The 25,211-nt window shown below is 70.7% G+C and carries 25 protein-coding genes; 13 read left to right on the top strand and 12 right to left on the bottom strand.

The genetic code is table 11. From position 1 onward, the window contains the following. Window positions 1–160 precede the first annotated feature (160 nt). Window positions 161–1,300 (bottom strand): transcription termination factor Rho, encoded by a 1,140-nt coding sequence (gene rho / locus OG223_RS07210; protein WP_329244003.1) that lies wholly within the window; start codon window positions 1,298–1,300, stop codon window positions 161–163. A gap of 290 nt (window positions 1,301–1,590) precedes the next feature. Further along, window positions 1,591–2,418 (bottom strand): class I SAM-dependent methyltransferase, encoded by an 828-nt coding sequence (locus OG223_RS07205; RefSeq protein WP_329244000.1) that lies wholly within the window; start codon window positions 2,416–2,418, stop codon window positions 1,591–1,593. 167 nt (window positions 2,419–2,585) lie between these two features. Between OG223_RS07205 and OG223_RS07200 the strand changes: the two genes are divergently transcribed. From OG223_RS07200 to OG223_RS07175, 6 genes are all read left to right on the top strand, one after another. Beyond that, the gene (locus OG223_RS07200) at window positions 2,586–3,356 is read left to right on the top strand and encodes an SDR family NAD(P)-dependent oxidoreductase (protein WP_329243998.1); all 771 of its coding nucleotides are present in this window, start codon (window positions 2,586–2,588) and stop codon (window positions 3,354–3,356) included. A 6-nt stretch (window positions 3,357–3,362) separates the two neighbouring features. After that, a complete protein-coding gene (locus OG223_RS07195; protein WP_329243996.1) occupies window positions 3,363–3,776 on the top strand; it encodes a VOC family protein in 414 nt (137 codons plus the stop codon). An 11-nt stretch (window positions 3,777–3,787) separates the two neighbouring features. Continuing rightward, a complete protein-coding gene (locus tag OG223_RS07190; protein ID WP_329243993.1) occupies window positions 3,788–5,320 on the top strand; it encodes an MFS transporter in 1,533 nt (510 codons plus the stop codon). A 150-nt stretch (window positions 5,321–5,470) separates the two neighbouring features. After that, window positions 5,471–6,109: a YciI family protein gene (locus OG223_RS07185; RefSeq protein ID WP_329243990.1), complete on the top strand. Its 639-nt coding sequence runs from the start codon at window positions 5,471–5,473 to the stop codon at window positions 6,107–6,109. A 2-nt stretch (window positions 6,110–6,111) separates the two neighbouring features. After that, window positions 6,112–6,453, top strand: a complete 342-nt coding sequence (locus OG223_RS07180; protein ID WP_329243987.1) for a YciI family protein — start codon at window positions 6,112–6,114, stop codon at window positions 6,451–6,453. Beyond that, a complete protein-coding gene (locus OG223_RS07175; protein WP_329243985.1) occupies window positions 6,450–7,709 on the top strand; it encodes an RNA polymerase sigma factor in 1,260 nt (419 codons plus the stop codon). The genes OG223_RS07180 and OG223_RS07175 overlap by 4 nt, the downstream gene beginning before the upstream one ends. Before the next feature lie 13 nt (window positions 7,710–7,722). Here OG223_RS07175 and OG223_RS07170 read toward each other — a convergent pair whose 3' ends face one another. Then, entirely contained in the window at window positions 7,723–8,565 is an 843-nt protein-coding gene (locus tag OG223_RS07170) for a helix-turn-helix transcriptional regulator (RefSeq protein WP_329265179.1), read from the bottom strand. Between the two features lie 153 nt (window positions 8,566–8,718). Between OG223_RS07170 and OG223_RS07165 the strand changes: the two genes are divergently transcribed. Further along, window positions 8,719–9,678 carry an NADP-dependent oxidoreductase gene (locus tag OG223_RS07165; RefSeq protein ID WP_329243982.1) on the top strand — a complete coding sequence of 320 codons (960 nt, stop codon included), beginning with the start codon at window positions 8,719–8,721 and terminating at the stop codon, window positions 9,676–9,678. Between the two features lie 10 nt (window positions 9,679–9,688). Here OG223_RS07165 and OG223_RS07160 read toward each other — a convergent pair whose 3' ends face one another. Next, on the bottom strand, window positions 9,689–10,171 hold the full coding sequence (locus OG223_RS07160; RefSeq protein WP_329243980.1) for a MarR family winged helix-turn-helix transcriptional regulator: 483 nt from the start codon (window positions 10,169–10,171) through the stop codon (window positions 9,689–9,691). Between the two features lie 134 nt (window positions 10,172–10,305). On the opposite strand from OG223_RS07160, the gene OG223_RS07155 reads away from it, so the two are divergent. Then, window positions 10,306–11,271 (top strand): zinc-binding alcohol dehydrogenase family protein, encoded by a 966-nt coding sequence (locus OG223_RS07155; RefSeq protein WP_329243978.1) that lies wholly within the window; start codon window positions 10,306–10,308, stop codon window positions 11,269–11,271. A 55-nt stretch (window positions 11,272–11,326) separates the two neighbouring features. Further along, window positions 11,327–13,126 carry an FAD-dependent oxidoreductase gene (locus OG223_RS07150; protein ID WP_329243976.1) on the top strand — a complete coding sequence of 600 codons (1,800 nt, stop codon included), beginning with the start codon at window positions 11,327–11,329 and terminating at the stop codon, window positions 13,124–13,126. A 49-nt stretch (window positions 13,127–13,175) separates the two neighbouring features. Here the strand turns inward: OG223_RS07150 and OG223_RS07145 are convergent, their stop codons facing one another. From OG223_RS07145 to OG223_RS07110, 8 genes are all read right to left on the bottom strand, one after another. After that, window positions 13,176–13,946 (bottom strand): SDR family NAD(P)-dependent oxidoreductase, encoded by a 771-nt coding sequence (locus OG223_RS07145; RefSeq protein WP_329243973.1) that lies wholly within the window; start codon window positions 13,944–13,946, stop codon window positions 13,176–13,178. 37 nt (window positions 13,947–13,983) lie between these two features. After that, on the bottom strand, window positions 13,984–14,964 hold the full coding sequence (locus OG223_RS07140; protein ID WP_329243970.1) for a LysR family transcriptional regulator: 981 nt from the start codon (window positions 14,962–14,964) through the stop codon (window positions 13,984–13,986). Between the two features lie 160 nt (window positions 14,965–15,124). Next, complete coding sequence (locus OG223_RS07135; RefSeq protein ID WP_329243968.1) at window positions 15,125–16,081, bottom strand: fumarylacetoacetate hydrolase family protein; 957 nt, start codon at window positions 16,079–16,081, stop codon at window positions 15,125–15,127. A gap of 3 nt (window positions 16,082–16,084) precedes the next feature. Further along, window positions 16,085–17,455, bottom strand: a complete 1,371-nt coding sequence (locus OG223_RS07130; protein ID WP_329243965.1) for an FAD-binding oxidoreductase — start codon at window positions 17,453–17,455, stop codon at window positions 16,085–16,087. A gap of 8 nt (window positions 17,456–17,463) precedes the next feature. After that, the gene (locus tag OG223_RS07125) at window positions 17,464–18,441 is read right to left on the bottom strand and encodes a cyclase family protein (RefSeq protein WP_329243962.1); all 978 of its coding nucleotides are present in this window, start codon (window positions 18,439–18,441) and stop codon (window positions 17,464–17,466) included. Next, complete coding sequence (locus OG223_RS07120) at window positions 18,438–19,445, bottom strand: amidohydrolase family protein (protein ID WP_329243959.1); 1,008 nt, start codon at window positions 19,443–19,445, stop codon at window positions 18,438–18,440. The genes OG223_RS07125 and OG223_RS07120 overlap by 4 nt, the downstream gene beginning before the upstream one ends. After that, window positions 19,442–20,566 carry an FAD-dependent monooxygenase gene (locus OG223_RS07115; RefSeq protein ID WP_329243956.1) on the bottom strand — a complete coding sequence of 375 codons (1,125 nt, stop codon included), beginning with the start codon at window positions 20,564–20,566 and terminating at the stop codon, window positions 19,442–19,444. The genes OG223_RS07120 and OG223_RS07115 overlap by 4 nt, the downstream gene beginning before the upstream one ends. A 34-nt stretch (window positions 20,567–20,600) precedes the next feature. After that, window positions 20,601–20,906: an antibiotic biosynthesis monooxygenase family protein gene (locus tag OG223_RS07110; protein WP_329243953.1), complete on the bottom strand. Its 306-nt coding sequence runs from the start codon at window positions 20,904–20,906 to the stop codon at window positions 20,601–20,603. 228 nt (window positions 20,907–21,134) lie between these two features. Here OG223_RS07110 and OG223_RS07105 point away from each other — a divergent pair, with 228 nt between their 5' ends. From OG223_RS07105 to OG223_RS07090, 4 genes are read left to right on the top strand one after another with little or no spacing between them, the layout of a single operon-like run. Continuing rightward, window positions 21,135–22,100: a fumarylacetoacetate hydrolase family protein gene (locus OG223_RS07105; RefSeq protein WP_329243950.1), complete on the top strand. Its 966-nt coding sequence runs from the start codon at window positions 21,135–21,137 to the stop codon at window positions 22,098–22,100. Further along, a complete protein-coding gene (locus tag OG223_RS07100; protein ID WP_329243948.1) occupies window positions 22,097–23,032 on the top strand; it encodes a VOC family protein in 936 nt (311 codons plus the stop codon). Before OG223_RS07105 ends, OG223_RS07100 begins: the two co-directional genes overlap by 4 nt. A gap of 55 nt (window positions 23,033–23,087) precedes the next feature. Continuing rightward, on the top strand, window positions 23,088–24,389 hold the full coding sequence (gene hisD / locus OG223_RS07095; RefSeq protein ID WP_329243945.1) for a histidinol dehydrogenase: 1,302 nt from the start codon (window positions 23,088–23,090) through the stop codon (window positions 24,387–24,389). Next, window positions 24,386–25,192 (top strand): SDR family NAD(P)-dependent oxidoreductase, encoded by an 807-nt coding sequence (locus OG223_RS07090; RefSeq protein ID WP_329243941.1) that lies wholly within the window; start codon window positions 24,386–24,388, stop codon window positions 25,190–25,192. Before hisD ends, OG223_RS07090 begins: the two co-directional genes overlap by 4 nt. Window positions 25,193–25,211: the final 19 nt, after the last annotated feature.

Genomic DNA, 25,211 nt, shown 5'->3' with positions numbered 1-25,211 from the left:
GAACGAAGGGGCTGTAGAGAGCGTTGGCCGGGCCGATTTGGGCGAGTCAGCACCCGGATGCGCTAGTGGTTCGTCTGCGGGCCCGGTGGGGGCTGGGCGCGCCCACGCGGCGGAGTCGCATATTGATACAGCCCCGCGCCCCTAAAGACGACAGCTCGGGTCAGCTTGAAGGCAGCGTCGGTTGGATTCGGCGTACGAACGTTGCGTTGTCCGGAGTTTCGCGCATGCGCTCCAGGAGAGTCTCCGTGGCGCTCTGGCCGTCCCTTGACTGGAGGGCCCTGCGCAGGCCTCGTACCGCCGTCAACTCGGCCGGATTGAGCAGGAGTTCCTCGCGGCGGGTGCCGGACGGGGTGATCTCGATGGCCGGGAAGACCCGGCGGGAGGCCAGATCGCGGCTGAGGCGGAGCTCCATGTTGCCGGTGCTCTTGAGTTCCTCGAAGTAGAAGTCGTCGGCACGGGAGCCGGTCTCTACCAGTGCGGTGGCGAGGATGGTGAGCGAGCCGCCCTCCTCGGCGAGGCGGGCGGCGCCGAAGAACTTCTTCGGGCCGATCAGCGCGGTCGCGTCGACACCGCCGCTGAGGGTGCGGCCACCGGAGGCCGCCGCGTTGTTGTGTGCCCGGCACAGGCGGGTCAGCGAGTCGAGGAGGATCACTACGTCCTCGCCCGCCTCGACGAGCCGCTTGGCCCGCTCGATCACGAGCTCGGCCAGCGCGATGTGCTGCTTGGGGGCCTTGTCGAAGGTGGAGGCGTACACCTCGCCGCGCACGGAGCGCCGCATGTCGGTGACCTCCTCGGGGCGCTCGTCGAGCAGGACCACCATGAGGCGGGCCTCGGGGTGGTTGCCGGCGACGGCCGCCGCGATCTGCTGGAGCAGTACCGTCTTGCCGGTCTTGGGCGGGGCCACGATCAGGCCGCGCTGGCCCTTGCCGACGGGGGCGATCAGGTCGGTGACGCGTCCGGTGAGGCCGGCCGCCGGGTGTTCGAGGTGGAGCCGCTCACGCGGGTGCAGCGGGGTGAGGTCGCGGAAGTGGCGTCGGCCGCGCAGTTCGCCGGGCGTGTGCCCGTTGACGAACGCGACCTCGGTCAGGGCGCGTTGGCCGCCGCGGACGCCTTCCACGAGGTCGCCCTTGCGCAGGCCGTGACGGCGGATCAGCGCGGGGGAGACCTGGAGGTCGGTGGGCGTGGGCTGGCAGTCCAGCGCCCGCAGATGCCCCTTCCCGTTGCCGTCGATGTCGAGGACACCGGTGGCGGTCTGGGTGCGGGGCTGTTCCTGTACGGGGGGTTCGAGTGTGGTGGTCATGATGGGTGGTCCTTTCAAGGACGGCTGCATGTGTCATGCGGAAGGAAGGGGGAGAAGCCGCAGAGGGAGGGCGCACGAGCGCTCCTCGGGGCGGCGGGAAACATCACCTCGGGTGCGGCGGAAAACTGCCGGTCATGAGGTGGTGTGGAGAAAGCCGGTGTGCCGGTCGAGGCTCGACGGGCTGTTCGGCGAAGGAGAAGTGGAGCTGGCACCGGCGCCCAGAACGGGGCGTACACAAGTGCTGCCCGCACCGTAGCACACCCCGTGCGGTTCTGGGTGTGAGGCGCGCCTCAGCGGCTTGCCAGGAGGCCGTACAGGAGGGGGATCCGCGGCTCTGGCAGTCGCCACCAGCCTGTCGGGGTCCGGACCATCTGCGGCCAGCGCGGCCACGGTAGTTCGTCGCTCTCGCGAAGGCGCCGGATGTTCAGTCCCGCTGTCGTCAACGCGTTGATGACCTCGTCTATTCCGTGCATCCACTCGTAGCTGTCGGTCGCGTCCGCCACGGCCGGGCCGTCGGTGTACGTGAACGTCGCGTCCCGGTGCACCGGACCGCCGCCGCCCAGGTAGTCGTGGCGCAGCAGCAGTTCGGGTCCCTCGCCCGGACTCGGCTTCGGGCCGAGGGAGTTGAGGAGGGGGTGGAACTCGACGATGTACAACAGGCCGCCCGGACGCAGGAGTCGGGCGACCACGTCGGCCCAGCGCGGTAGATCGGGCAGGTAGCACAGGGCGCCTTTGCCGGTGTACACGATGTCGAACTGCCGTTGCCCCAGGGCCTCCACGGCGTCGTACACATTCGCCTGTACGTAGTCGACGGCCAGGCCCGCCTTCGCCGCGATGCCGTTCGCGGCCGTCACGGACGCCTCGGAGAAGTCGAGGCCCGTGGCACGCGCCCCGCGCTGTGCGAACGCGAGGGTCTCCGTGCCGAGGTGGCACTGGAGGTGCAGCACGTCACGGCCGGCCAGGTCGCCGAGGTCGTCCCACTCGAAGGAGGCGAACCAGCGGGCCGGGTCCGGGTCGCCGTCGAGGCCGTAGAACCGGCTGGCGAGGTGGACGGGGGTGCGGGCGTCCCAGTTCGCCTGGTTGGCCCGCATCAGCCGGGCCTGGTCGTCGGTGCTCATGGGGACATCCTGCCGTGGACCCGTGAGCGGTTCCCGGCTTCCCGCCTCATACCAGCCATACGAACCCCCGATGGCCCTTCACTGACCCATTTCTTGTTCTCGTCAATGGCCGTACCTACGCTGCCACCACCGCACCACGGCGGCACGGGACAAGGGACTTGGCAATCATGGGTCGACTGGCCGGGAAAATCGCTTTCATCAGTGGAACGGGGGCGGGAATAGGGCGGGCCGCGGCGCTGATATTCGCGGCGGAAGGTGCTGAGGTCTTCGGTTGCGACATCGACGAGGACAGTGCGGCCGAAACCGTGGAACTCGTCGAAAAGGCCGGCGGAATCATGCGGTCCCTCGCCCCCGTGGATCTGTCCACCCAGGACGGCGCCCGGGAGTGGATCGAGGCCGGGATCGCGTCCTTCGGCGGGATCGACATCCTGTACAACAACGCCTCCGCGCTGCGGAACGGCCCGTTCGAGACGATGCCCGCCGAGGACTGGTACTTCACCATCAGGAACGAGCTGGACATCCCCTACTTCTGCACCCAGGCCGCCTGGCCGCACCTGATCGCGCGGGGTGGGGGTGCTGTTCTCAACGTCGCCTCCGTGGCCGCCGTACGCGGTGCGCCGTTCATGCCGATGGTGCCCCACGGGGCCGCCAAAGGCGGGGTGTTGGCGATGAGCATGCACCTGTGCGCGGCCGGCGCTCCGCACCGCATCCGGGTCAACACCATCGCGCCGGGCATGACCCGCACCTCCGCCACCGCGCCCTTCCTCGACGATCCGGACGGCCCCAAGGCCCAGTTGGAGGCGCGCATCCCGGTCGGGCGGGTGGGGCAGCCCGAGGACATCGCGCGGGCCGCCGCCTTCCTCTGCTCCGACGAGGCGGCCTTCGTCAACGGCTCCAACCTCATGGTCGACGGCGGCGACAGCGCGATGGCGGGCTGAGCCGCCGTGACCACCCGACTCGACCACGTGGGCGTCAACGTACGGGATCTGGCAGCCCAAGTCGCTTGGTATCAGAGCGCGTTCGGCCTCAAGACCGTCTTCGAGTTCCACCTCGAAGGGCCCGGTCTGAGGGGCGTCGTGCTGGAGCATCCGCGGGGCTGGCGCATCGAGTTGCTCGCCAGGCCCGGTTCCGCCCCCGGCCTTCGCGCGCCGGACCCGATGACCGCCGTACTCCACGAGGGATACGGGCACTTCGCGGTCACCACCCCCGAACTCGACCCCGTCCACGGCGCGTTGCTGGCCCATGGAGCGGGCGAGGTCATGGCACCCGGGCAGTCCCCCGAGCCCGGAGTGCGCATGGCCTGGGTCAGTGACCCCGAGGGAAATCTCATCGAACTCATAGAGAAAAACGCAGAGTGAGGGCACGCACGATGACGGATTCGACCTCCTTGAAAAGACTGGACCCCGGAACGCTCATAGCGTGCTGTCTCGCGGTCGCGGCGGCACAGTTGTGCATTACCGTTCCCTCGCCCATCAATGGAGAAATTCAGGCCGCATTCGGCGCATCGGGTTCCCAAGTAGCCTGGGTAACCTCCGCCTTCATTCTCCCCACCGCGATTCTGGAACTGAATTTCGGTGTGGTGGGAGATCTCTTCGGCCGCAAGCGGCTGTTGGTGCTCGGCGGGCTCGTCCTGGCGCTCGGTGAACTGCTCAACTCCACCTCGCAGAGCATCACCATGCTGTGGACCGGGCAGGCCCTGGCCGGCATCGGCGCCGCCGCCCTGTTCCCCAGCTCCCTCGCGGTCATCGCCGCGGCCACACCCGACGGCAAGGACCGGGCGAAAGCCGTCTCCACCTGGGCCCTGTCGATCTCCCTCGCCTCCGCCCTCGGCCCGCTGTCCTCCGGGATCCTCGCCACGGTCGCCGACTTCCGGTGGGCGTTCGTGCCGCCGGTCGTCCTCGGTCTGATCGTCGCGGTCGCCTGCTGGAAGCTCGTCACCGACTCCAAGGCGCCCGAGGGCCGCGCGCTGGACTGGCCGGGGCAGATCACCATCGCCGTCGGCCTGACCGCCCTGCTCTGGGGCATCATCGAGGGCGGCGACCGCGGCTGGGGCAGCGTGGCGATCGTCGGCTCGCTGACCCTGGCGGCCGTCGCGCTCGCCGGGTTCGTCGTCGCGGAGACCCGCGCGACCTCCCCGATGTTCAACCTCGACCTGCTGAGGATCCCGTCCTTCGCGGCGGCGGCCGTCGTCGCCCTGGCCGGCATGTTCGGCTTCATCGGCACCGCCTACTGCGTCTCGATCCGCCTCGGCGCGGTCATGCACCTGAGCGCGCTGCGGGCCGGAATGCCCTTCGTGATCCTGCAGTTGATCCCGCTGCTGCTGGCGCCGGTGCTCAGCCGGATGCTCACCAGGATCGACGCCCGCTGGCTGCTGATGGGCGGCCTGCTGCCCATGGCCGCCGGACAGTTCTGGATCGCCGCGCTGCCCATCACCACCACCTCCCTCGCGGCCTTCATCGGCCCGGTGCTGCTCCTCGGCATCGGCTTCATCTGCGTGGTGTCCTCGCTGACCTCCGCCGCGGTGAACGCCGTACCGATCAACATGACCGGCATGGCCAGCGGCGCGACCAGCCTGGTCCGTGAGTTCGGCCAGGGTCTCGGTCCGGCCGTCATCAGCACCATCGCGATGAGCGCCGCGTCCTCCGCCCTGGTCGGCAAGCTCAGTGGCGCCGACGCGGGCATGGAGAAGGCGGCCGGACCCCTCGCCGTCGTCAACGCGGGCAGCGCCCAGGCCAAGGCCGCCGCGCAGACCGCCCTCGGCCACGGCATGGCCCTCGGCGTGGTGATCTGCGGCTGCGCCTCGCTGCTGGGCGCGGTGGTCACCCTGCTGCTGGTGCGCAAGAACACCGAGCGGGCGACGGTGGGGGCGGGGGAGCCGTCGGTGCAGGCCGCCACCGCGTAATACGTACGTCCAAGAGGAAGGCCGGGGCCCCGTGGCCCCGGCCTCTTCCTGTTTCCCTGTTTCCCGAAGAAGTTTTCCGTGAGGGTGTCGATCGGGCTCGGGTGCGTTCGTCGGTGGGGTGTAGGAAGCTCATGAGGACCAGGAGGAACCATGAAATACATGCTGCTCGTGTGTGGCGACGACACCGCCGACGCCTCCGGGATGGCACCCGTAGAACCCTGGGTGGAGGAGCTCGGCGAGCGCGACGTACGGCTGCACGGTCACCGGCTCGCCCTGCCCGCCGAGGCCGTCACCGTACGGGTGCGCGGCGGAGAAGTGCTGCGCACCGACGGGCCGTTCGCGGAGACCAAGGAGTACGTCGCCGGATTCGACATCCTGGAGTGCGACACCCTGGAGGAGGCGGTCGAGGCCGCCGCGAAGCACCCCGTGGCCACCATCGGCGCCATGGAGGTGCGCCCCTTCTGGCCGATGGACGGCGAGGAGGACGGCGAGACGGAGATCCGCGCGCTCGACGCCGAACGGCACGGGACCGCCGACTTCCGCAAGGCCGTGGAGGACGTCCTCGGGGGCGTGACCGGACCCCTGAACCGCGAGGTGCTGGAGTTCCGCGTCCACGTAGACGAGTCCGTCGCCTTCGGCCACGCCCTCGTCCGACTGCGCGGCACCCGCACCGACGGCCGGCCGCTGGACGACGTACTGCGCGTGACCACCGGCTACCGCAACACCGGCCTGCGCTGGCAGATCGTCCACGAGCACGTCTCACCCGCCACCGAGAAGGCCGGGAAGTAGCCATGAAGTACGCCCTGCTCATCTGCACACCCGTGGACGGCGAGGAACTCAGCCCCGCCGAGATCGCCGCCGACCCCCGCTTCGCCTCCTACGTCGACGAGGTCCGCGGCCGCGACCTCATGCGCGGCGGAGCACGCCTGCGGCCGTCCACCGACGCCACCACCGTCCGCGTCCAGGGCGACGAAGTCCTGCTCAGCGACGGGCCGTTCGTCGAGTCCAAGGAGTACGTCGCCGGCATCGACATCATCGAGGTCGCCGATCTGGACGAGGCGATCTCGCTCGCCTCCCGGCACCCCGCCGCGCTCGCCGGCGGTTCGGTCGAGGTGCGGCCGGTCTGGGAGTGAGCGTGCCGGACGTCGAGGAGGCGGTCGCCGCCGCCTTCCGCGAGGAGTGGGGCCAGGTCGTCGCCACCCTGATCCGGGTGACCGGCGACTGGGACCTCGCGGAGGAGTGCGCGCAGGACGCCTTCGCCCAGGCCCTCGACCGGTGGCGGCGCGACGGCATCCCGCGCCGCCCCGGCGCCTGGCTGACCACGACCGCCCGCAACCGCGCCCTCGACGTCCTGCGCCGGGAGGCGGTCGGAGCGGCGAAACTGCGGGAGGTCGCGGTGCTGGGACGGGACGAGGGACCGTACGACCCGCAGGACGACGGTGACGACAGCGGTGTCGAGGACGACCGGCTGCGGCTGGTCTTCACCTGCTGCCACCCCGCGCTGCCCATCGAGGCCAGGGTCGCGCTGACCCTGCGCACGCTCGCGGGGCTGACCACCCCCGAGATCGCCCGTGCCTTCCTCGTCCCCGAGGCGACCATGTCGCAACGGCTGGTGCGCGCCAAGAAGAAGATCCGCAACGCGGGTATCCCGTACCGGGTGCCGCCCGCGCATCTGCTGCCCGAGCGGACGACGGGCGTGCTCGGAGTGGTGTACCTCCTCTTCAACGAGGGGTACGCGGCCACGTCCGGCGCGGACCTGGTCCGGACGAACCTGTGCGCGGAGGCGATCCGGCTGGCCCGCGTCCTGGCCCGTCTGATGCCGGACGAGCCCGAAGTGCTGGGCCTGCTGGCCCTGTTGCTGCTGCACGACTCCCGCCGCGGCACCCGCGTGGACGCGGCGGGCGAGTTGGTGACGTTGGAGGACCAGGACCGTACGGCGTGGGACCGGGCCGAAGTCGAGGAGGGCGCCCACCTGTTGGAGTCCGCGCTGCGACGGGGCCGCCCCGGGCCCTACCAGATCCAGGCCGCCATCGCCGCCTGCCACACCACCGCGCCCACGGCCGAGGAGACCGACTGGGCCGATATCGCGGGCCTGTACGGCGAGTTGGAGCGCTTCGTGCCCTCGGCCGTGGTGCGCCTCAACCGCGCGGTGGCCGTAGGCATGGCCGAACACCCGGACGTGGGGCTGGAGTTGGTGGCCGAGCTGGAACGGTCGGGTGAACTGACGGACTATCACCTGCTGCCCGCGACCCGCGCCGATCTGCTGCGCCGCAGCGGTCGTACGGCGGAGGCGGCCGAAGCGTACGGGCGGGCGCTGGAGTTGGTGGAGAACGCGGCGGAGCGAAGGTTTCTGGAGCGGCGGCTCGCGGAACTCCGGCTGGGCGGCTGACCGAGGACCGGCCTCAGCGGAGGTCGAGCAGGTCGGCGAGGTGTTGGAGGCGCTCGGCGTCGAGGCTGCCCTCGGCGGCGGTGCAGACCATGAGCGCGGGACCGGGGTTGCCCGGTATCGGGTAGGCGTCCCAGTCCAGGTTCAGCTCGCCGACCCGGGGGTGGTCGAGGCGCATCTGGCCGCGGGTCGGTTCCTCCACGTCGTGGAGGGCCCACAGGGCCGCGAACTCGTCGCTGCGGACGGCGAGTTCACCGACCAGCTCGACGGCGCGCGGGTTCCCCGGATCGGCGGCGACCTGCGTCCGCAGCATCCCGATCAGCTCCGCGACGGTGGCCGCCCGGTTCGGGCAGGTCCGGTCGGCCTGCGGGTGCAGGAACAGTGCCAGCATGTTCCGCTCCTTCTGGGGCTGCCGGGTGAAGTCCCCCAGCAGGGCGCCGCCGAGCGGGTTCCAGGCCAGCACGTCCAGGAAACGGCCGACGACCAGAGCGGGTGCGGTCATGCCGTGCAGCAGTCGTAGCGTGGTGTCCGGTACCTCCTCCGGCTCGTACGGACGCGGCGGGCGGGCCGGGGTGCGTGCGGCGGCGGCGAGGCTGTGCAGGTGGCGGGTCTCCTCGGCGGAGAAGTCGAGGGCGCGCGCCAGGGCGTCCAGGACCTGTTCGGAGGGGCGTACGTCGCGGCCCTGCTCCATGCGCTGGTAGTAGTCCGAACTCACCCCGGCCAGCAGGGCCAGCTCCTCGCGCCGCAGTCCGGCGACGCGCCGTCGCGGGCCGGGCTCCAGGCCGACGTCCTCCGGCCGCAGTCGAGTTCGGCGGGTGCGCAGGAACTCCGCGAGTTCGCGTCGGGGATCGTCGCTCATGGCGTGGGAGGAGTCGTTCACCGGGCCAGTATGCCGTCGGCACGGCCCGCGAGGGTGGGTCTGCCAGACCCAGGAAAAGGAGAACGACCGTGATGTCGCGTGCGGGGTCCAACATCGGATCAACCACACAGCGGGCCACGGAAGGACAGCGACATGAAGGCCGTTCAGATCACGAGTTTCGGTACTGCGGACGTTCTGCGGATCAATGAGGTGGATCGTCCCGCTCCCGGTTCGGGCGAGGTGCTGGTGTCGGTCGAGGCGTCCAGCGTGAACGGGCACGATGTGATCGTCCGGGGCGGGGAGTTGAAGATGGTGTCGGGGCGCCGCTTCCCGATCGGTGTGGGGCTGGACTTCGCCGGCGTCGTCGCCGCGACCGGCGCCGGTGTCGAGGCCTACCGGGTCGGGGACCGGGTGTGGGGCATGGTGCACCCCCGGCAGCGGCACTCCGTCGCGGGGGCGGCCGAGTACGTCGTGGTCGCCGCGGAGCGCATCTCGCACGCCCCGGCGGACCTCTCGTCGGTCGAGGCGGCCTCCCTGGTGGTGGCGGGTTCCACGGCGCTGATCGCGCTGCGCGACAGTGTGCGCCTGGTGAGCGGCGAGAAGGTCCTGGTCCGGGGCGCGGCCGGCGGAGTCGGCACGGCCGCCGTGCAGTTGGCGCACGCGATGGGCGGCCATGTGACGGCGCTGGCCCGCGACCGCCACGCCAAGATCCTCACCGACCTCGGCGCCGACGAGGTCCTCGACTACGGCTCCACCACCTCGGACCAGATCGGGCCGTTCGACGTCATTGTCGACACCGTCGGCACGGAACTGCACTGCTACCGCGGCCGGTTGGCCAAGGGCGGCCGGATGGTGACCGTCGGACTGTCCCCGTCCGCCATCGCGGCGATCGCCGCGTCGAGCGTGCATGGCTCCCGCCGTATCCGCACCTTCAGTGCCAACCCCGAGACCCCCGTGCTGCGCGATGTGGCCGACCGTGTCGCCTCGGGCGCGCTGCGCCCGGTGATCGACAGCGTGTACCCGCTCGCGGACATCGCCGCGGCGCACCAGGCGTTCGAGCGCGGCGGTGTCGTGGGCAAGCACGTGGTGACGGTGCCGCGCGGCTCTCTCTGACGGAGTCCGGTCAGCGGGGATCGGTGCGCAGGTCGATGCCACGGTCCTGGGCGTCGGCGGTCACGATCCGCGTCGCCATCCGCGACAGCCGCTTCCGGTCGGTTGCGGGAAGCGGCTCGACACACCTCTCGATCCGCTCGGCGAACCGGGCGGCGACCTGCTCCGTGAGCCGGCGGCCGGCGTCGGTGATCGACACCTGGAACGAGCGGCGGTCGACGGTGCTGGGCGTGCGGGTGACCAGCCCCCGGCGCTGTGCACGGTCGACGAGGCCCGTGATCGAGGACTTGTCGAGGCCGAGGTGGTGGCCGAGCTGGTTCATCGTCGGCTCCCGGTCCCGCAGGATCCCGAGCAGCCGCGTCTGGGTGATCGACAGGTCGTACTCCCCGGCGATCTCGGCCAGCGCGTTCTGCACCAGGAACGACAACTGGGCGAGGGCGTCGACCATGCCGAGGTCCTCGGTCGCGGGGGGCGCGGTGTCACGCGGTGAGGTCATGTTCCCGATTCTACTTGCAAAGGTACGTGGCACCTACTAATTTGATTGGTGTCACGTACTAAAACGTTCGTGGCACCCACTAACTCTTCGCGCCCTGCGCCCTGCGCCCTGAATCCGATCCGAGGAGAGCTTCCATGGACATCCACGCCGCCGTCGTCAGCTCGTTCGGCACTCCGCCCCGCTACGAGCCGTTCGACCTCCCCGCGCCGACCGACGAGGACCAGGAAATCGTCGACGTCCTCGCCGTGGGCCTGCACCCCCGAGTCCGCACCGGTGCGTCGGGCAGCCACTACACCAGCACCGGGAAGCTGCCGATGGTCCCCGGAGTCGACGGGGTCGGCCGGCGTGCGGACGGCCGGCTGGTGTACTTCGTCGCCGACGACGAACTGGCCGGCCCGATGGCCACCCGCACCGTCATCGACAGCCGCCACAGCATCCCGCTGCCCGACGGCGCGGACGTCGTGAAGATCGCCGCCGCGATGAACCCCGCCATGTCGTCCTGGGTGGCGCTGCGCCGCCGCGTCCCGATCGAGGCGGGGCAGTCGGTGCTGATCCTCGGCGCCACCGGCAACGCCGGACAGATGGCCGTCCAGGTCGCCAAGCGGCTCGGTGCCGGGCGGGTCGTCGGCGCCGGACGCGATCAGGCCCGGCTGGCGGCCCTGCCCGGAATCGGCGCGGACGCGACCGTCGCGCTCACCGACGACGCCGACGCCACCGCGACGGCGCTGGCCAAGGAGGCCGCCGAAGTCGACCTGGTCATCGACTACTTGTGGGGCAAGCCCGCCGGTGACGCGATCATGGCGGTGCTGCGGGCCCGCGCCGACCGCGGTCGCGCCCTGAACTGGATCCAGATCGGCGCCATGGCCGGCCCCACCATCGAACTCCCGTCAGTGGCACTGCGCTCGGCCAACTTCCGGCTCCAGGGCAACGGCCAGGGCGCGGTGTCGACCAGGACGTACCTGGAGGAACTCCCGTCCCTCGTCGAGGAGATCGAGAACGGCGGCATCGCGGTCACCGCCAAGGCAGTACCCCTCGCCGACGTCGAGAGCGCCTGGAACGCGCCCGAGGTCCCGGGCGTACGCACCGTCCTGGTGCCCTGAACTCGCCCCGACCGTCGTGCAGTTCGTACCGGAATTACCCAAGGAGCCTGGAGCCATGTCCCCCACCACAGACACCGACGTCATCATCTGCGGCACCGGCGCGGCCGGTCTGACCCTCGCCCTCGACCTCGCCCGCAGGAACATCGCCTTCCTGCTGATCGACAAGGCGCCGCACCCGTTCGTCGGTTCGCGCGGCAAGGGCATCCAGCCCCGCAGCCAAGAGGTGTTCGAGGACCTCGGCGTGATCGACCGGATCGTCGCCTCCGGCGGTGAGTATCCCGTCCAGCGCGTCTACACCGCCGACGGGCCCATCGACCAGGTGGGCGTGGAGATGTCGGAGCCGACACCGGAGGAGCCGTACCAAATAGCCTTGCTCGTCCCGCAGTTCCTCACCGAGCGCCGGCTGCGCGAACGCCTCGCCGAGCTGGGCCATGCCCCGCACTACGGCCACGAACTCGTCGGCTTCGAGCAGGACGCCGACGGCGTGACCGCGCGGATCGCCACCCCGGACGGCGAACAGACCGTACGGGCCGCCTACTTGATCGGCGCCGACGGCGGTTCGAGTTTCGTCCGGAAGGCTCTCGACATCGGCTTCCCCGGCAAGACCCTCGGCGTACGGGCGATCGTGGCCGACGTGTACGTCGACGGCGTCTCGGCGGACGCCTGGCACCGCTGGGGCGAGGACACCGCCGGACAGGTGTCGATGTGCCCGCTCTACGGCACCGACATGTTCCAACTCCAGGCCCCCGTCCCCTTCGACGTCGACCTGGACCTCTCGGCCGAGGGACTCACCGCCTTCTTCCGTGAACGCACCGGACGCGACGACGTCGTGATCCGCTCCGTGTCCTGGGCGTCCGCGTTCCAGATGAACGCCCGGCTGGCCGACACCTATCGACGGGGGCGCGTGTTCCTCACCGGGGACGCGGCGCACTGCCACCCGCCGACCGGCGGACAGGGCCTCAACACCAGTGTCCAGGACGCCTACAACCTCGGCTGGAAGCTCGCCGCCGTGCTCGACGGCGCCCCGGAATCCCTGCTGGAGACGTACGAGCAGGAACGCCGGCCCATCGCCCAAGCCGTCCTCGGCCTGTCCGAGCAACTGCTCGAAGCGGCCAAGAACCGCGACATCCACCGGGGCCGCGAGGTCAGTCAGCTCGACCTCGGCTATCTGAACTCGTCCCTGTCGCTGCACACTTCAGGGCGCGACAAGGGCGTACTGGCCGGCGACCGCGCGCCCGACGCGCCCGTCACCGGCGCGGGCGGCCTCCCCACCCGCCTGTTCAGCCTGTTCCAAGGACCCCACTGGACCCTCCTCGGCCACGACGTCGACGAGGCCTCGGCCCCGGCGCCGCGCCCCGGCCTGCACATCCACACCATCGGCACCCGGGGCGACATCGTCGACAGCGGCGACCGCGTCCAGAGCGCCTACGGACTGTCCGCCGAGCAGTGGGTGCTCGTCCGCCCGGACGGGTATGTCGCCGCCGTGCTCGACACCGCCGAACTCCCCGCCGTAGAAGCCTATTTGGAGACCGTCGGCGTCCACCCCCTCGCGGCGGCGCGACCCACCACCACGGAAGCGAGCACCGACATGCCCACGGAGACCTCGTCCGACAGCACCGGCACTCCCCGCACCCGACGGGAGCACCGACAGGCCCGGACCGCCGCCGAGCAGCGGCTCGCCACCGCCCAGCGCGAACTCCACCAGCTCTCGCGCCAGGTACAGCGCGACCTGCGCAGCGTCCGACGGCACGGCGAGACGACCGCCATCGTCGCCCGCTCGAACTTCGCCGAACTCGCGGTCAAAAGCATCAACCGGCTGACCGCCAACCTCCGCACCGACCGCACCGATCAGTAGGGCCTCAGCCCTTACCCACGACGGCCGGTGCCGACCGGGGCGCCGGCCGTCACGTGGCGTCGAGGGCGTTCGTGATCGCCTTCACCCCGCCGTGCGCCGCGTACCCGCCGTCGACCGTGATCTCCGCGCCGTTGACGTACGACGCCTCGTCCGACAGCAGATAGACGACCAGCGGCGCCACCTCGTCCACCGTGCCCGCCCGGCCCTGCGGGGTCAGCGACAGGTGGGCCTGGACGAACACCGGGTTCGCGGACGCCATCAACGGGGTCTCGATATAGCCGGGGTGGATCACGTTCGTACGGATGCCGCGCGGCGCCAGCTCCAGCGCGGCCACCTTCGACAGGCCGCGCAGCGCCCACTTGCTCGCGGTGTACGCGACCGCGTGATGCGCGGTGAGACCCGCGACCGAGCCGACGTTCACGATGGACGAACCGGCCGGCATCAGCGGGGCGAGGGCCTGGATGCCGAGCAGGGCGCCCGTGGTGTTGACCGCGAACGCCCGGTTCCAGTCGGCGAGTTGGACGTCGCCAAGACGGGCACGCATGGGAATGCCCGCGTTGTTGACCAGGCCGTGCACGTCCGTGAGGGAGGCCGCGAGGTCCGCCCAGTCGTCCTCGGACGACACGTCCAGGTGCCGATAGGTGACGTCGAGGCCGTCGGCGCGCAGGGACGCGGCGAGCTTCTCGCCCGCCTCGTCCAGGACGTCGGTCGCGACCACCGTCGCCCCCTCCCGGGCCGCGGCCGCCACCTCGGCGGCCCCCTGGCCCTGCGCGGCCCCGGTGACGACGACGGTACGACCGGCCAGACGCGTGCGGCTCACGGTTCCTCCAGGGGGTGCGGGCTGTCTCCCGTCCACGCTAGGAAGCCGGGGTCAGCTCCGGAAACGCACGATCGGCATGGGTGGCATCCGCCCCGACGATCTCCCGCACCACCGGGCCGTCCAGCGACGCCCCCACCTCGCGGACCGTCTCCCGCAGCCAGCGGTGCGCCGGGTCCGCGTGCCGGTTGTGGTGCCAGTACATGGCCTCCACCAGCGGTACGTCCGGGAAGGGCGTCGGTACGACGACGCAGCGCGCGAAGCCCTCGTAGCGCCGGGCCAGCCGCTCGGGGACCACGGCGACCAGGTCGGTACCGCCCACCAGGAACGGCAGCACGTTGAAGCCCGGCGTACTGACCTGTACCCGGGGTGTGATGCCGAGGGTCTCCAACTGCCGGTCCGCGGGCGTGAGTTTGCCGACGGCGCAGGCCGCGTGGGGCATCTCAGCGAGGTCGCGCAGCGAGAGCCGCCCGTCCACCAGGCGAGGGTTGTCCGGGTCGACGAGGCACACGAACCGGTCGTGCATCACGGCCTCGCTGACACCGGGCAGTTGGTAGCCGAGCGGCACGATCATCAGGTCGTGGCAGCGCAGATGGGTCTCGGTCTCCAACTGCCCGATGACGATCGGGTGGAAGTCGATACGGATGCCCGGAGCCTCCTGTGCGAGGGCCCGCAGCAGGGGCTCCACGAACACCGTCATGACGTAGTCGGACATCACGACCGAGAACCGCTGCCGACTGCGCGACGGGTCGAAGTGCCTGGTCAGCGACAGCGCCTCCTCCGCCTTGTGCAGGGAGGACCGGACGACCGGAAGCAGCCGCTCCGCGAGCGGGGTCAGCTCGTACTCGCGACCGACCCGCACCAGCAGTTCGTCGTTGAAGTGCCGCCGCAGCCGGGCCAGGGAGCCGCTCATCGCGGACTGGCTGGTGGACAGCCGCACCCCCGCGTGGGTGACGTTCTTCTCCTCCAGGAGGGCTTCCAGAGCCACCAGAAGATTCAGGTCGATTGCTCCCAGACCCATGCGTGTGTCCTTCCGGCCGCGTCGTTGAAGCTCGGTGAAACCGGAGCGTAACGACCGCCTCCCCGCCGAGGAAGGGGCCGGGAGGGAAGTCACAGGGATCCGATAGCTGCCATCGGATCCCCGGATGCGTGCAGGTCGGAAGGCCTGCCGACGGGCGGGGCTACGGCCTCGGCGTCCGGCCGCGCTTGCGGGCCCGCGGCAGGTACACGTCCGTACGGCCGGGCACCACGCGGTTGGAGAGAGTGCCGAGGCGCTCCACCGCGAGGGTCACCTCGTCGCCGGGTTTGAGCGGTGGCGGGGTGCGCTCGCCGACCCGGCCCCAGAACTCGGCCAGTGCGCCCCAGCCGCAGGTGCCCGAGCCGAGGATGTCCCCGGGGCGCACCCAGGCGTCCCGGGAGGCGTAGGCGATCATCTCCTCGAAGGTCCAGGACACGTTGGCGAGGGTGTCGCGGCCGATCAGCTCGCCGTTGAGGGTGACCGTCATCTCCAGGTCCAGGAAGCCGTCCGGGTCGCGCCGGTCCTCGACCTCGTCGGCGGTGACCAGACAGGGGCCCAGCGTGTTCGCGAAGTCCTTGCCCTTGGAGAAGCCGAGCCCGAGGTTCTTCTCCGGCTTCTGCAGATCCCGCGCCGACCAGTCGTTGAAAACCAGATAGCCGACGATGTGCTCGCGCGCCTGCTCCGGCGTGAGATCACACCCGCTGCGGCCGATGACGACCCCGACCTCCAACTCGAAGTCGAGCACCGAGCAACCTGCCGGGACCGGCACCTCGTCGTGTGCGCCGTACGCCGCATGGGGGTTGGTGAAGTAGAAGTTGGGCGCCCGGTACCACTCCTCGGGCACGTGCTCCAGGCCGTCCAGGGACTTCGAGACCCCTTCGATGTGCGCCTCGAAACCGACGAAGTCCCGGATGGACGGCGGCTTCAGCGGCGGCAGCAGTCGTACCTGATCCACCGTCAAGTCGCTTGGCCGGCGCAGCGCTTCGGTGCCGGCCGCGTGCAGGACCTCCTGTTCCAGCAGGGTCAGTACGGTGATTCCCTCGGGCAGCGGATGGACGGTCCCGTCCCGGACGACCCCGGCGCGCTCCACGCCCTCGTACTCGTATGTCGCGAAACGCATCGCTCACTGCTCCCAGTGGTTGGTGTTGGTGACGGTCCCCGCGCTCAGATGACCGGCGAAGAGCCCCTTGGGGTCACGGGCGGCCCGGATCTCCCGCAGCCGCCGCCACTGTTCGTCGCCCATGAACCTCAACTGCCGCACGGTGAAGTCGGAGTCGCCGAGGTACTGGCCGGCGGTGACCGGCCGCATGTCCGCCATCGCCCCGTCCAGCCAGGCGCGCAGCTCGTCGTCCCGCGCGGGGTCGTCATGGATGACGTACGTGGCGCAGTAGATCTCCGACTGCAACGAGAAGGCCATGTCGGGGAGTTGGCGCAGCGGGGCCATGGAGAACCAGATGGTGAAGGTCTGCCGGGTGGGCTGCTCGGTGAACGCCTTGCGGATCGCCGGGACGACCTCGTCGGCGGGGCCGGTCAGCCAGGCGTTGTCGACCAGGTAGCGGTGACCCTCGGGGTTCGCGGTGCGCTGCCCTGCCAACTGCTCGGCGAACGTGGTCTGTTGGGCCTCGACGCGGAACAGGGCCCGGTCCGCGTACGGGTTGGCGTGCAGTGGCGCCAGCGCCTCGGCGGCCTGCTCGGCGGTGTCGGTCATCGACACGCCCGTGACCAGCAGCACCGGTTCGTCGAGGTCGGGCGGAGTCTGCGTGAGCGCGACGATCTCCACCAGGTCCGAGACCGTGTGGTGCATGCCGTGCAGCCAGGTCATGACCTCGTCGAACAGGTCGAGCGGATACGCGTGCACGGTGTGTCCGAGGTACCTCGGCAGCGGGCGGGTGCGGAGGTGGAAGCGCGTCACGATGCCGAAGAAGCCCGGGCCCGCGCCGCGTGCCGCCCAGAACAGGTCGCTGTGGTGGGTCTCGTCGGCGCGCACCAACTCGCCCTCGGCGGTGACGACATCGATCGCCACGATGTTCTCCGCCGCCCAGCCCCAGCCCCGCGCGTTCCAGCCCTGCCCGCCCTGGAGCAGGAAGCCGCCGATGCCGACGGAGGGGCAGTGGCCGCCGTTGAAGAAGCGGCCGAACTCTCCGAGATACGGGTTGAGTTCGTCGCCGCCCTTGACGCTGGGAGTCGCCGTCACGATCCCGGTCCCCGGGTCGTACACCATCTCGCGGAAGCCCCCGAGGTCGATCAGCAGCGCGTCCTGGCGCACCGACCAGGCGGCCCAACTGTGCCCGCCGGAACGGACGGCGACCTGCCAGCCCCGCTCCAGGGCGAGCCGTACCCCTTCGACGACGTCCTGCTCGGACTCGGCCGTCAGGACGGCGGCCGGTGAACGGTCGGTCGGGCGGCGGGCGTTGAAGACCCGCCCGAAGCACGCCGTCTCGAAGTCCTCGTCGTCGGGGAGGTGGAGGGTGCCGGAGAATCGGTTGAGGTTCACGCTCGTACTCACTTGATCGCGATCGGGTTGACGGGGGCGCCCACCGCACCGGTGACCGGCAGCGGCGCGGCGACCAGCAGGAACTCGTAGACACCGTCCGCCGCGCAGTCCTCGGCCAGTGCCTCCAGGTCCCACATCTCGCCCAACGGCAGGCCCATGTTGGGGATCGCTATCTGGTGCAGCGGAGACATCGCGGGCTGCGGGAACTCGTACGGCCGCACCTCGAGTCCCCAGGTGTCGGAGGCGATCGCCGCGATCTCCGTACGGTGCAGCCAGCCGAGGGTGGTGAAGGAGAGGCCGGGCGCGTCACCGGCCGCGTAACCGCCCCACGCGCCGTGGCGTCGTACGCGGCCGAGTTGCCCGGTGCGGATCAGGACGAGGTCGCCGCGTCGTACGGAGCTGGTGGCGCCCTGCGCCTCTATCGTGGCCCGCAGGTGCTCCTCCAAGATAGGGAATCCGTCCGGCAGTTCACCGTGCTCGTCACCGACCGCACGGCCCACGTCGAGGAGGACCCCGCGGCTGGTGAAAGCCTCCCTCATGTGCTCGATGCCGGTGACCGAGTCGCCGTCGCCATTGACGATGGTGCACGGACGGCCGTTCCACGCCTGCTTGTTGTCGTAGATGTGGCCCAGCCCGTCCCACTGGGTGGAGGCCTGCAAGGGCATCACGATGTGGTCGTCGGCGCCGCCGAAGCCGTGCGGGAAACCCTGGGTGCCGGCGGCCGCGTCGGAACCGGTGTCCTTCATGTAGTGCACCGGGTTGATGCGGCCGCGGAAACCGCGCTGCGGGCCCGACTCGTTGAACTCCTGGGCGAGCGAGAAGGAACGCCCGCGCCGCACCAGGCCCACCGCGTGGGCGCGGATCGCGTCGTCGATGAAGTTCAGCGTGCCCAGCACGTCGTCCTCACCCCAGCGGCCCCAATTGCGGTAGGCGGAACGGGCCTTGGCGAGTTCCTCCTCGATCGGCCCGAGGGCACCGGCGGTCATCGCGTACGTCCTTTCAGCAGCAGGTCGAGGGCGTTGCCCCCGGCGACGGCGGCCCGGTCGGCCGGGGCCAGCCCGGCCGCGTCCAGCCGGGCCACCGGGTCGTCGACGCCCATGTCGAAGGGATGGTCGGTACCGAGGACGACCCGGTCCGCGCCCACCTCCTCGACGAGCCGGCGCAGCGCGCCCGGGGTGTACACCAGCGCGTCGAACCACATCCGCCGCAGATAGGTGCTGGGCGACTCGGCACAGCCGCGCGCGTCCTGACGTACCTGCCAGGCGTGGTCCGAACGGCCGATGTACGTCGGCAGATAGCCACCGCCGTGCGCCGCCACCAGCTTCAGGCGCGGGAAGCGGTCGAGGACACCGGTGAAGATGAGATGCGAGAGCGCGACGGTCGTCTCGACGGGCTGACCGACCGTGTTTCCCAGGTAGTTGGTGGCCAGCCGCTCGCCGAGGGAGCAGCCCCAGGGGTGCACGAAGACGACCGCGCCCAGCTCCTCGGCCCGCTGCCACACCACGTCGTGCGCGGGGTCGGCGAGTTCGCGGCCGTCGACCGTCGTGGAGACGCTGATGCCGTACAGGCCGTGGTCGTTGACCGCCCGGTCGAGCAACGCGACCGCGAGGTCCGGGTGTTGGAGCGGGACCGTGCCCAGGCCGTACAACCGGTCGGGTGCGTCGGCGCAGTGCGCGGCGACGACCGCGTTGACGGTGCGGGCGAGTTGGATCGCGAGGTCGGGGTCCGCCCAGTAGTGGTGCATCGGCATCGGGCCGACCACTTGAATGTCGACGCCCATCGCGTCTAGGTCCGCGAGGCGGGTGCTGACGTCCGTCAACCGGGGTGCCAGACGCTGGAGTTGGGCACGGTTGACGGCCAGGGACGCGGGGGAGTGGGCGCGCTGCTCGGCCGCGAGTTCGGCGGCGAGACCCGGGGTGCCCGCGACCAGGGCGTCGGCGGCCGGGACGGCGAGGTGGCCGTGGAAGTCGACCACGGGTGAGCCGGTCATGCGGCGGCCGTCAGGTTGTCGAGCGTCTCGGACATGATGCGGGCCGGGTCGGCGCCCGGTGTGCCGGGGTGGATCTCCCAGTCGGCGAGCTGGAGCGAGTTCTCCAGGACCATCCGCACCCGGGGCAGCCGCCGGTCCATGAAGCGGTCCAGGGCCTTCTCCGTCGGCTCGTCCGCCGTCACCAGCTCCGCGAGCAGCACCGCGTCCTCCATGCACATCGCCGCACCCTGCGCGATCAGCGGCGGACAGGCGTGCGCCGCGTCGCCGATGACCATCGCGCGGCCCCGGTGCCAGGGCTCGTCGACGAGGATCGCCTCGATCCAGCGGTAGTCGACCGCCGTGTCGTCGGGCAGCGAGGCGAGGATCCTGCCCCAGGTGCCGCCGTACCCGGCGCCGCGTTCGCGCAGCAGGGCGAGCGGGGCGCGGGGGCCGATCAGGGTGGTGTCGAGGTTCTCGTCGAGGAGGTAGGCGTAGCACTGGTCGGGGGAGATCGGGCTGTAGCCGGCCTTGAAGCGGGGGCCGCCGTAGTACACCTCGGCGCAGTCCATCTCGGCCGGACGGTCGGCGACGACCCGGAAGATCGACATGCCGACGGGACGGGGCTTCGCGTCGATGCCGATCAGCGCGCGCATCGCCGAGTTGATGCCGTCGGCGCCCACGACGAGGTCGTAGCGACCGGTCGTACCGTCCGTGAAGGCCACGTCCACGTGGTCGGGCGACTGGTCGAGCCGGTCCACGCTCAACCTGAGGCGGACCCGCACCCCGTGCGCACGCACCGCGTCGCACAGCGCGTCCTGCAGATCCGAGCGCAACGCACCTGCCGTGGAAGGCAGTTCGGGCCCGCCGGTGTGCGGCGTGTTCAACTCGGTGATCAGCCCGCCGTCGGCCCGGCGCAGCCGCATGATGTCGAACGGCACCGCCCGGGCCAGCACCCGGTCCAGGACACCCACGGAACGCAGCGCCTTGAGCGCGTTCCCCTGAATCGTGATGCCATGGCCCACACCGAACCACTGCGGAGAGATCTCGGCGAGCTCCACCTCGACGCCCCGCTGGGCGAGCGCGAGACACAGCACGCTTCCGGTGATGCCGCCGCCGACGACGAGCACCTTTTGTACGGGCATGGGCGATCCTTGCGAACGTAGACAGAAGTGGGGGTCAGCCCGAGAAGCGGGCGTCGAGTTCGTGGAAGTGCTCGACGGCCGGCGGCGCGGCGAAGAACGGTCCGACCAGGGCCCGCCAGCGCCCGAAGGCCTCGGACTCCCGGAAACCGACCGTGTGTGCCTCGACGGACTCCCAGCCGACCAGCAGCAGAAAGGTCGCCGGCCGCTCCGCACCGCGCAGCAACTCGGCCCAGCGGAACCCGTCAGCCTCGGCCAGCACCTCACGGGCCTTGCCGAACACCTCCGCGAACTCCCGCTCACGCCCCGCCTCGACGGTCAGCTCGGCATGCTCGACTATCACGTTCTTCTCCTCGGGAAAGTGGGTGCTCCGAGCCTGCGTGGGCGGCCGACGCAGGGTCAACGGATCGAGGCATCGCCAAGGGGGACGTCATGCATCCCGTACGGCGATGGAGCCCCGGTTGAGGGCCCACGCGGCCGGTGATGGCAGGCATCGCGGATCGCCATTTCCGCCGGGTCCCCGGGCTGCCTAGCGTCGAGGGCGAGCCCCCACCCGTACGAGGAGAGCGCCGTGCCCGATCCACTGCCCACCCATGCCGGACCTTTCGCGCTCGGCACGTTCGCTTCCGGTGAGGGGGGCTTCCCGGGCCTCGTCACCGGTTCCCGCGTGCGCGACCTCTCCGATCTGGTGCCCTCCGTCCGCGCGCTCGTCGAGGACTGGGAGACCTGGCTGCCCAGCCTCGGGGACCTCGCCACCTCGGCGGCGGGCACCTGGCACGACCTGGCCGCACTGCGCGTCCTCACCCCCCTCGAACCCGGCCAGATCCTGCAGAGCGGCGCCAACTACCGCAAGCACGTGGTCGATCTGGTCGCCGCCGAGAAGGAGAGCGTGCACGGCGCCACCCCCGAAGAGGCCCGCGCGGACGCCGAGCTGATGATGGACGAACGCGCCCGCAACGGAGTGCCGTACGTCTTCCTCGGCTCCCCGCGTGCGATCTCCGGCCCCTACGACGACATCGTGCTCCCCGCGCTCGGCGAACAGCACGACTGGGAACTCGAACTCGCCCTGGTCATAGGGAAGTCGGGCAAGAACATCCCGGCCGGGGAAGCGATGGACCACGTCGCCGGCTACACGATCTCGAACGACCTCACCACCCGGGACCGCCTCTACCGGCCCGACCTCAAGGCCATCGGCACCGATTGGTTCACCGCCAAGAACGCCGACACCTTCCTGCCGACCGGGCCCTTCCTCGTACCGGCGGCCTTCGTCGGTGACCCCGGCGACCTGCGGATCACCTTGCGCCACAACGGAGTTGTACGGCAGGACGAGTCGACGAAGGACATGATCTTCGACATCCCCCGGCTCATCGCGTACGTCTCCACGACCACCACCCTGCGCCCCGGCGACCTGCTGCTCACCGGCTCCCCGGCCGGCAACGGCGCGCACTGGGGTGTCTTCCTGAAGCCCGGCGACGTCGTCGAGTCCGAGATCACCGGCCTGGGCCACCAGCGCAACACCGTCAGGAGCGGACAGTGACCTTCCAGCCCATCACCCATCTGCGCCATGTCGACCTGGCCGTACCGGACTTCGCCCGCCAGCGCGCCTTCTACGGCACCACCTGGGGCCTGACCGAGGTCGCGGGCGACAGCGGGGTCGCCTTCTTCGCCGCCGAGGGCAGCCCCGAGCAGTACATCGTCCGCATCCGCGAGGACGAACGGAAGCGGATGGACCTGGTCGCCTTCGGGGCCGTATCGCCGGGCGCCGTCGACGAGTTGCACGGGAGGCTGGGGCGGGCCGGGGTTCAACTCCTTGGTGAGCCAGGGGTGTTGGATACGCCGGGTGGTGGCTACGGCTTCCGGTTCTTCGACCCGGACGGGCGGGTCGTCGAGGTCTCGGCGGACGTCGCCACCCGCGCTCACCGCAAGATCGAGGAGCGTGAGGCGATCCCGGTGCGGCTCTCGCACTGTGTGGTCAACTCCCAGGACCCGGAAGGGCTACGGAACTTCTACGTCCAGCACCTCGGGTTCCGGCTCACCGACACCCTGTACTCCACGCACATGGGCGACCTCATGTACTTCCTGCGGTGCAGCCCGCTCCACCACTCGTTCGCGATCGCCCGGGGACCCCATGTCTCCCTGCACCACGCCTCGTTCGAGATGCGCGGGGTCGAGGAGTACATGCGCGGCACCGGGCGGGCGCTGCGCGCCGGTACCCGGCTCACCTGGGGGCCCGGCCGGCATCTCGCCGGTGACAACACCTTCTCCTACTTCCACGACCCGCACGGCAACACCGTCGAGTACACGACCGAACTCGCCGTCCTCGAAGAGGACTTGTGGCACCCGGGCCGCCATGACGTCGACGACCCGATCACCCAGGACCAGTGGGGCACCGCCGACCCGATGAGCGAGTCGGTCGCCAAAGAGCAGTTCAACGACCCCGACGTGCTGTTCGTGGCGCCCCCCGTCTGACACCTCCCGTCCGACACCCCCTTTGTCGCGAACCACCCGCAGAAAGGCCGCAGTTGTGGCAACGATCCTGAAGCACGCCGTGCCCAAGTCAGAGGTGACCGCCTCCCTCGACCAGGTGCGCGAGACCGTGACCGGCGTCATCGCGGACATCCGTGCGCGCGGTGACGAGGCCGTGCGCGCCTACTCCGAGAAGTTCGACAAGTGGAGCCCCGACTCCTTCCGGCTGACGGACGAGGAGGTCGAGAAGATCGTCGCGTCGGTACCGCAGCAGGTCATCGACGACATCCGCTTCGTCCAGGAGCAGGTGCGCACCTTCGCCCGCCATCAGCTCGACTCCTTGCGGGAGTTCGAGGTGGAGACCCTGCCGGGCGTGCGGCTCGGGCAGAAGCACATCCCGGTACAGGCGGCGGGCGCGTACATCCCCGGCGGCCGCTACCCGCTCACCGCCTCCGCCCACATGACCATCGTCACCGCCAAGGTCGCGGGCGTGCCCCGGGTCGTCGCCTGTACGCCGCCCATCCACGGGGAGATCCCGGCCGCCACCGTCGCCGCCATGCATCTCGCGGGCGCCGACGAGATCTGGCTGCTCGGGGGAGTGCAGGCGGTGGCCGCCATGTCCGTCGGGACGGACACGATGCGGCCGGTGAATCTGATCGCCGGGCCCGGCAACGCCTATGTCGCCGAGGCGAAGCGGCAGTTGTTCGGGGAGGTCGGCATCGACCTCTTCGCCGGGCCGACCGAGATCCTCGTCCTCGCCGACGAGCACGCCGACCCGTTCGTGTGCGCAGTGGACCTGCTCTCCCAGGCCGAGCACGGCCCGGACTCCCCGGCCGTCCTCATCACCACCTCCCGCGAGGTCGCCGAGAAGACTGTCGCCGAGGTGGAACGCCTCCTGCCCGGCATGCCCACCCGCGACTTCGCCGGGCCCGCCTGGCGCGAGCACGGCCAGGTGCATGTCGTGGACACCCTCGACGAGCTGTACGCCCTGGCCGACGCGTTCGCCTTCGAGCATGTCGAGGTGCTGACCGCCGAACCGCGTCTCGCGCTGGAGCGGATGACCCAGTACGGCGCCCTGTTCCTGGGCGAGGGCACCTGTGTGTCGTTCGGCGACAAGGTCATCGGCACGAATCATGTGCTGCCCACACGTGGTGCCGCGCGCTACACCGGCGGCCTGTGGGTGGGGAAGTACCTCAAGACGGTGACCTATCAGGAGGTCACCGACACCGACTCCCAGGCGCTGCTCGGCAGGCTGTGCGGACGGGCCGCCCGCGTCGAGCTGTTCGAGGGACACGCGCGCTCCGGTGACGTACGCGCCGCGAAGGCCGCGGGCGACGAACTGCCCTGGAACACCCCGTGACCTCGGAACACGGCACGGCCCCGGAACACCGCAGGGCCCTCGACGGCCGGACGGCACTGGTCACGGGCGGCGGTGGACCGCTGGGGCGTGCCTTCGCGCGGGCCCTCGCGGACTCCGGGGCCCGGGTGATCCTGGTCGGCCGCAACGAGTCGGCGCTCGCGGAGTCGGCGGCACAGGTGGAGAAGGACGGCGGACAGGCCCGCACGGCCTCCTGCGACGTCTCCGACCCGTCGGCCGTCGACGCACTGGCCGCTCAACTCGCCGACGAGAACGTGTCGTTGCTCGTCAACAACGCCGGAGTCGCGGGCCCGGTCCGCCCGCTCGTCGACATCGAGCCGGACGAGTGGGACGACGTCTTCGCCGCCAACGTCCGGGGCGTGTATCTGATGTGCCGGGCCTTCCTGCCGCCGATGCTCGCGGCCGGGCGCGGTGACATCGTCAACGTCGCCTCGGTCAGCGGCAAGCGCCCGCTGCTCAACCGCACCCCGTACACCGCCTCCAAGATGGCGCTGCTCGGCCTGACCCGGACCCTCGCCGGGGAGGTCGGCCCGCGGGGGATCGCGGTCAACTCCCTTTCCCCGGGCCCGGTTCGGGGACCGCGCATGGACCGCAACTTCAAGCTCACCGCCGAACTGACCGGCTGCACGGTCGCCGAGGCCGAACGCGACTTCGCCTCCCGGGCCGCCCTCGGCCGGCTCGTCGAGGAACACGAGGTCGCCCAGGCACTGGTGGCGATGCTCGCGATGCCCGGCCTGTGCGGGGCCGACATCGACCTGTCGGCGGGGATGATCGCCCCGGCGTAGCGGCGGAGCGGGCGGGAAA

Source organism: Streptomyces sp. NBC_01478 (assembly GCF_036227225.1).
Taxonomy (GTDB): domain Bacteria; phylum Actinomycetota; class Actinomycetes; order Streptomycetales; family Streptomycetaceae; genus Streptomyces.
This window is presented reverse-complemented; position numbering and strand designations above follow the sequence as displayed.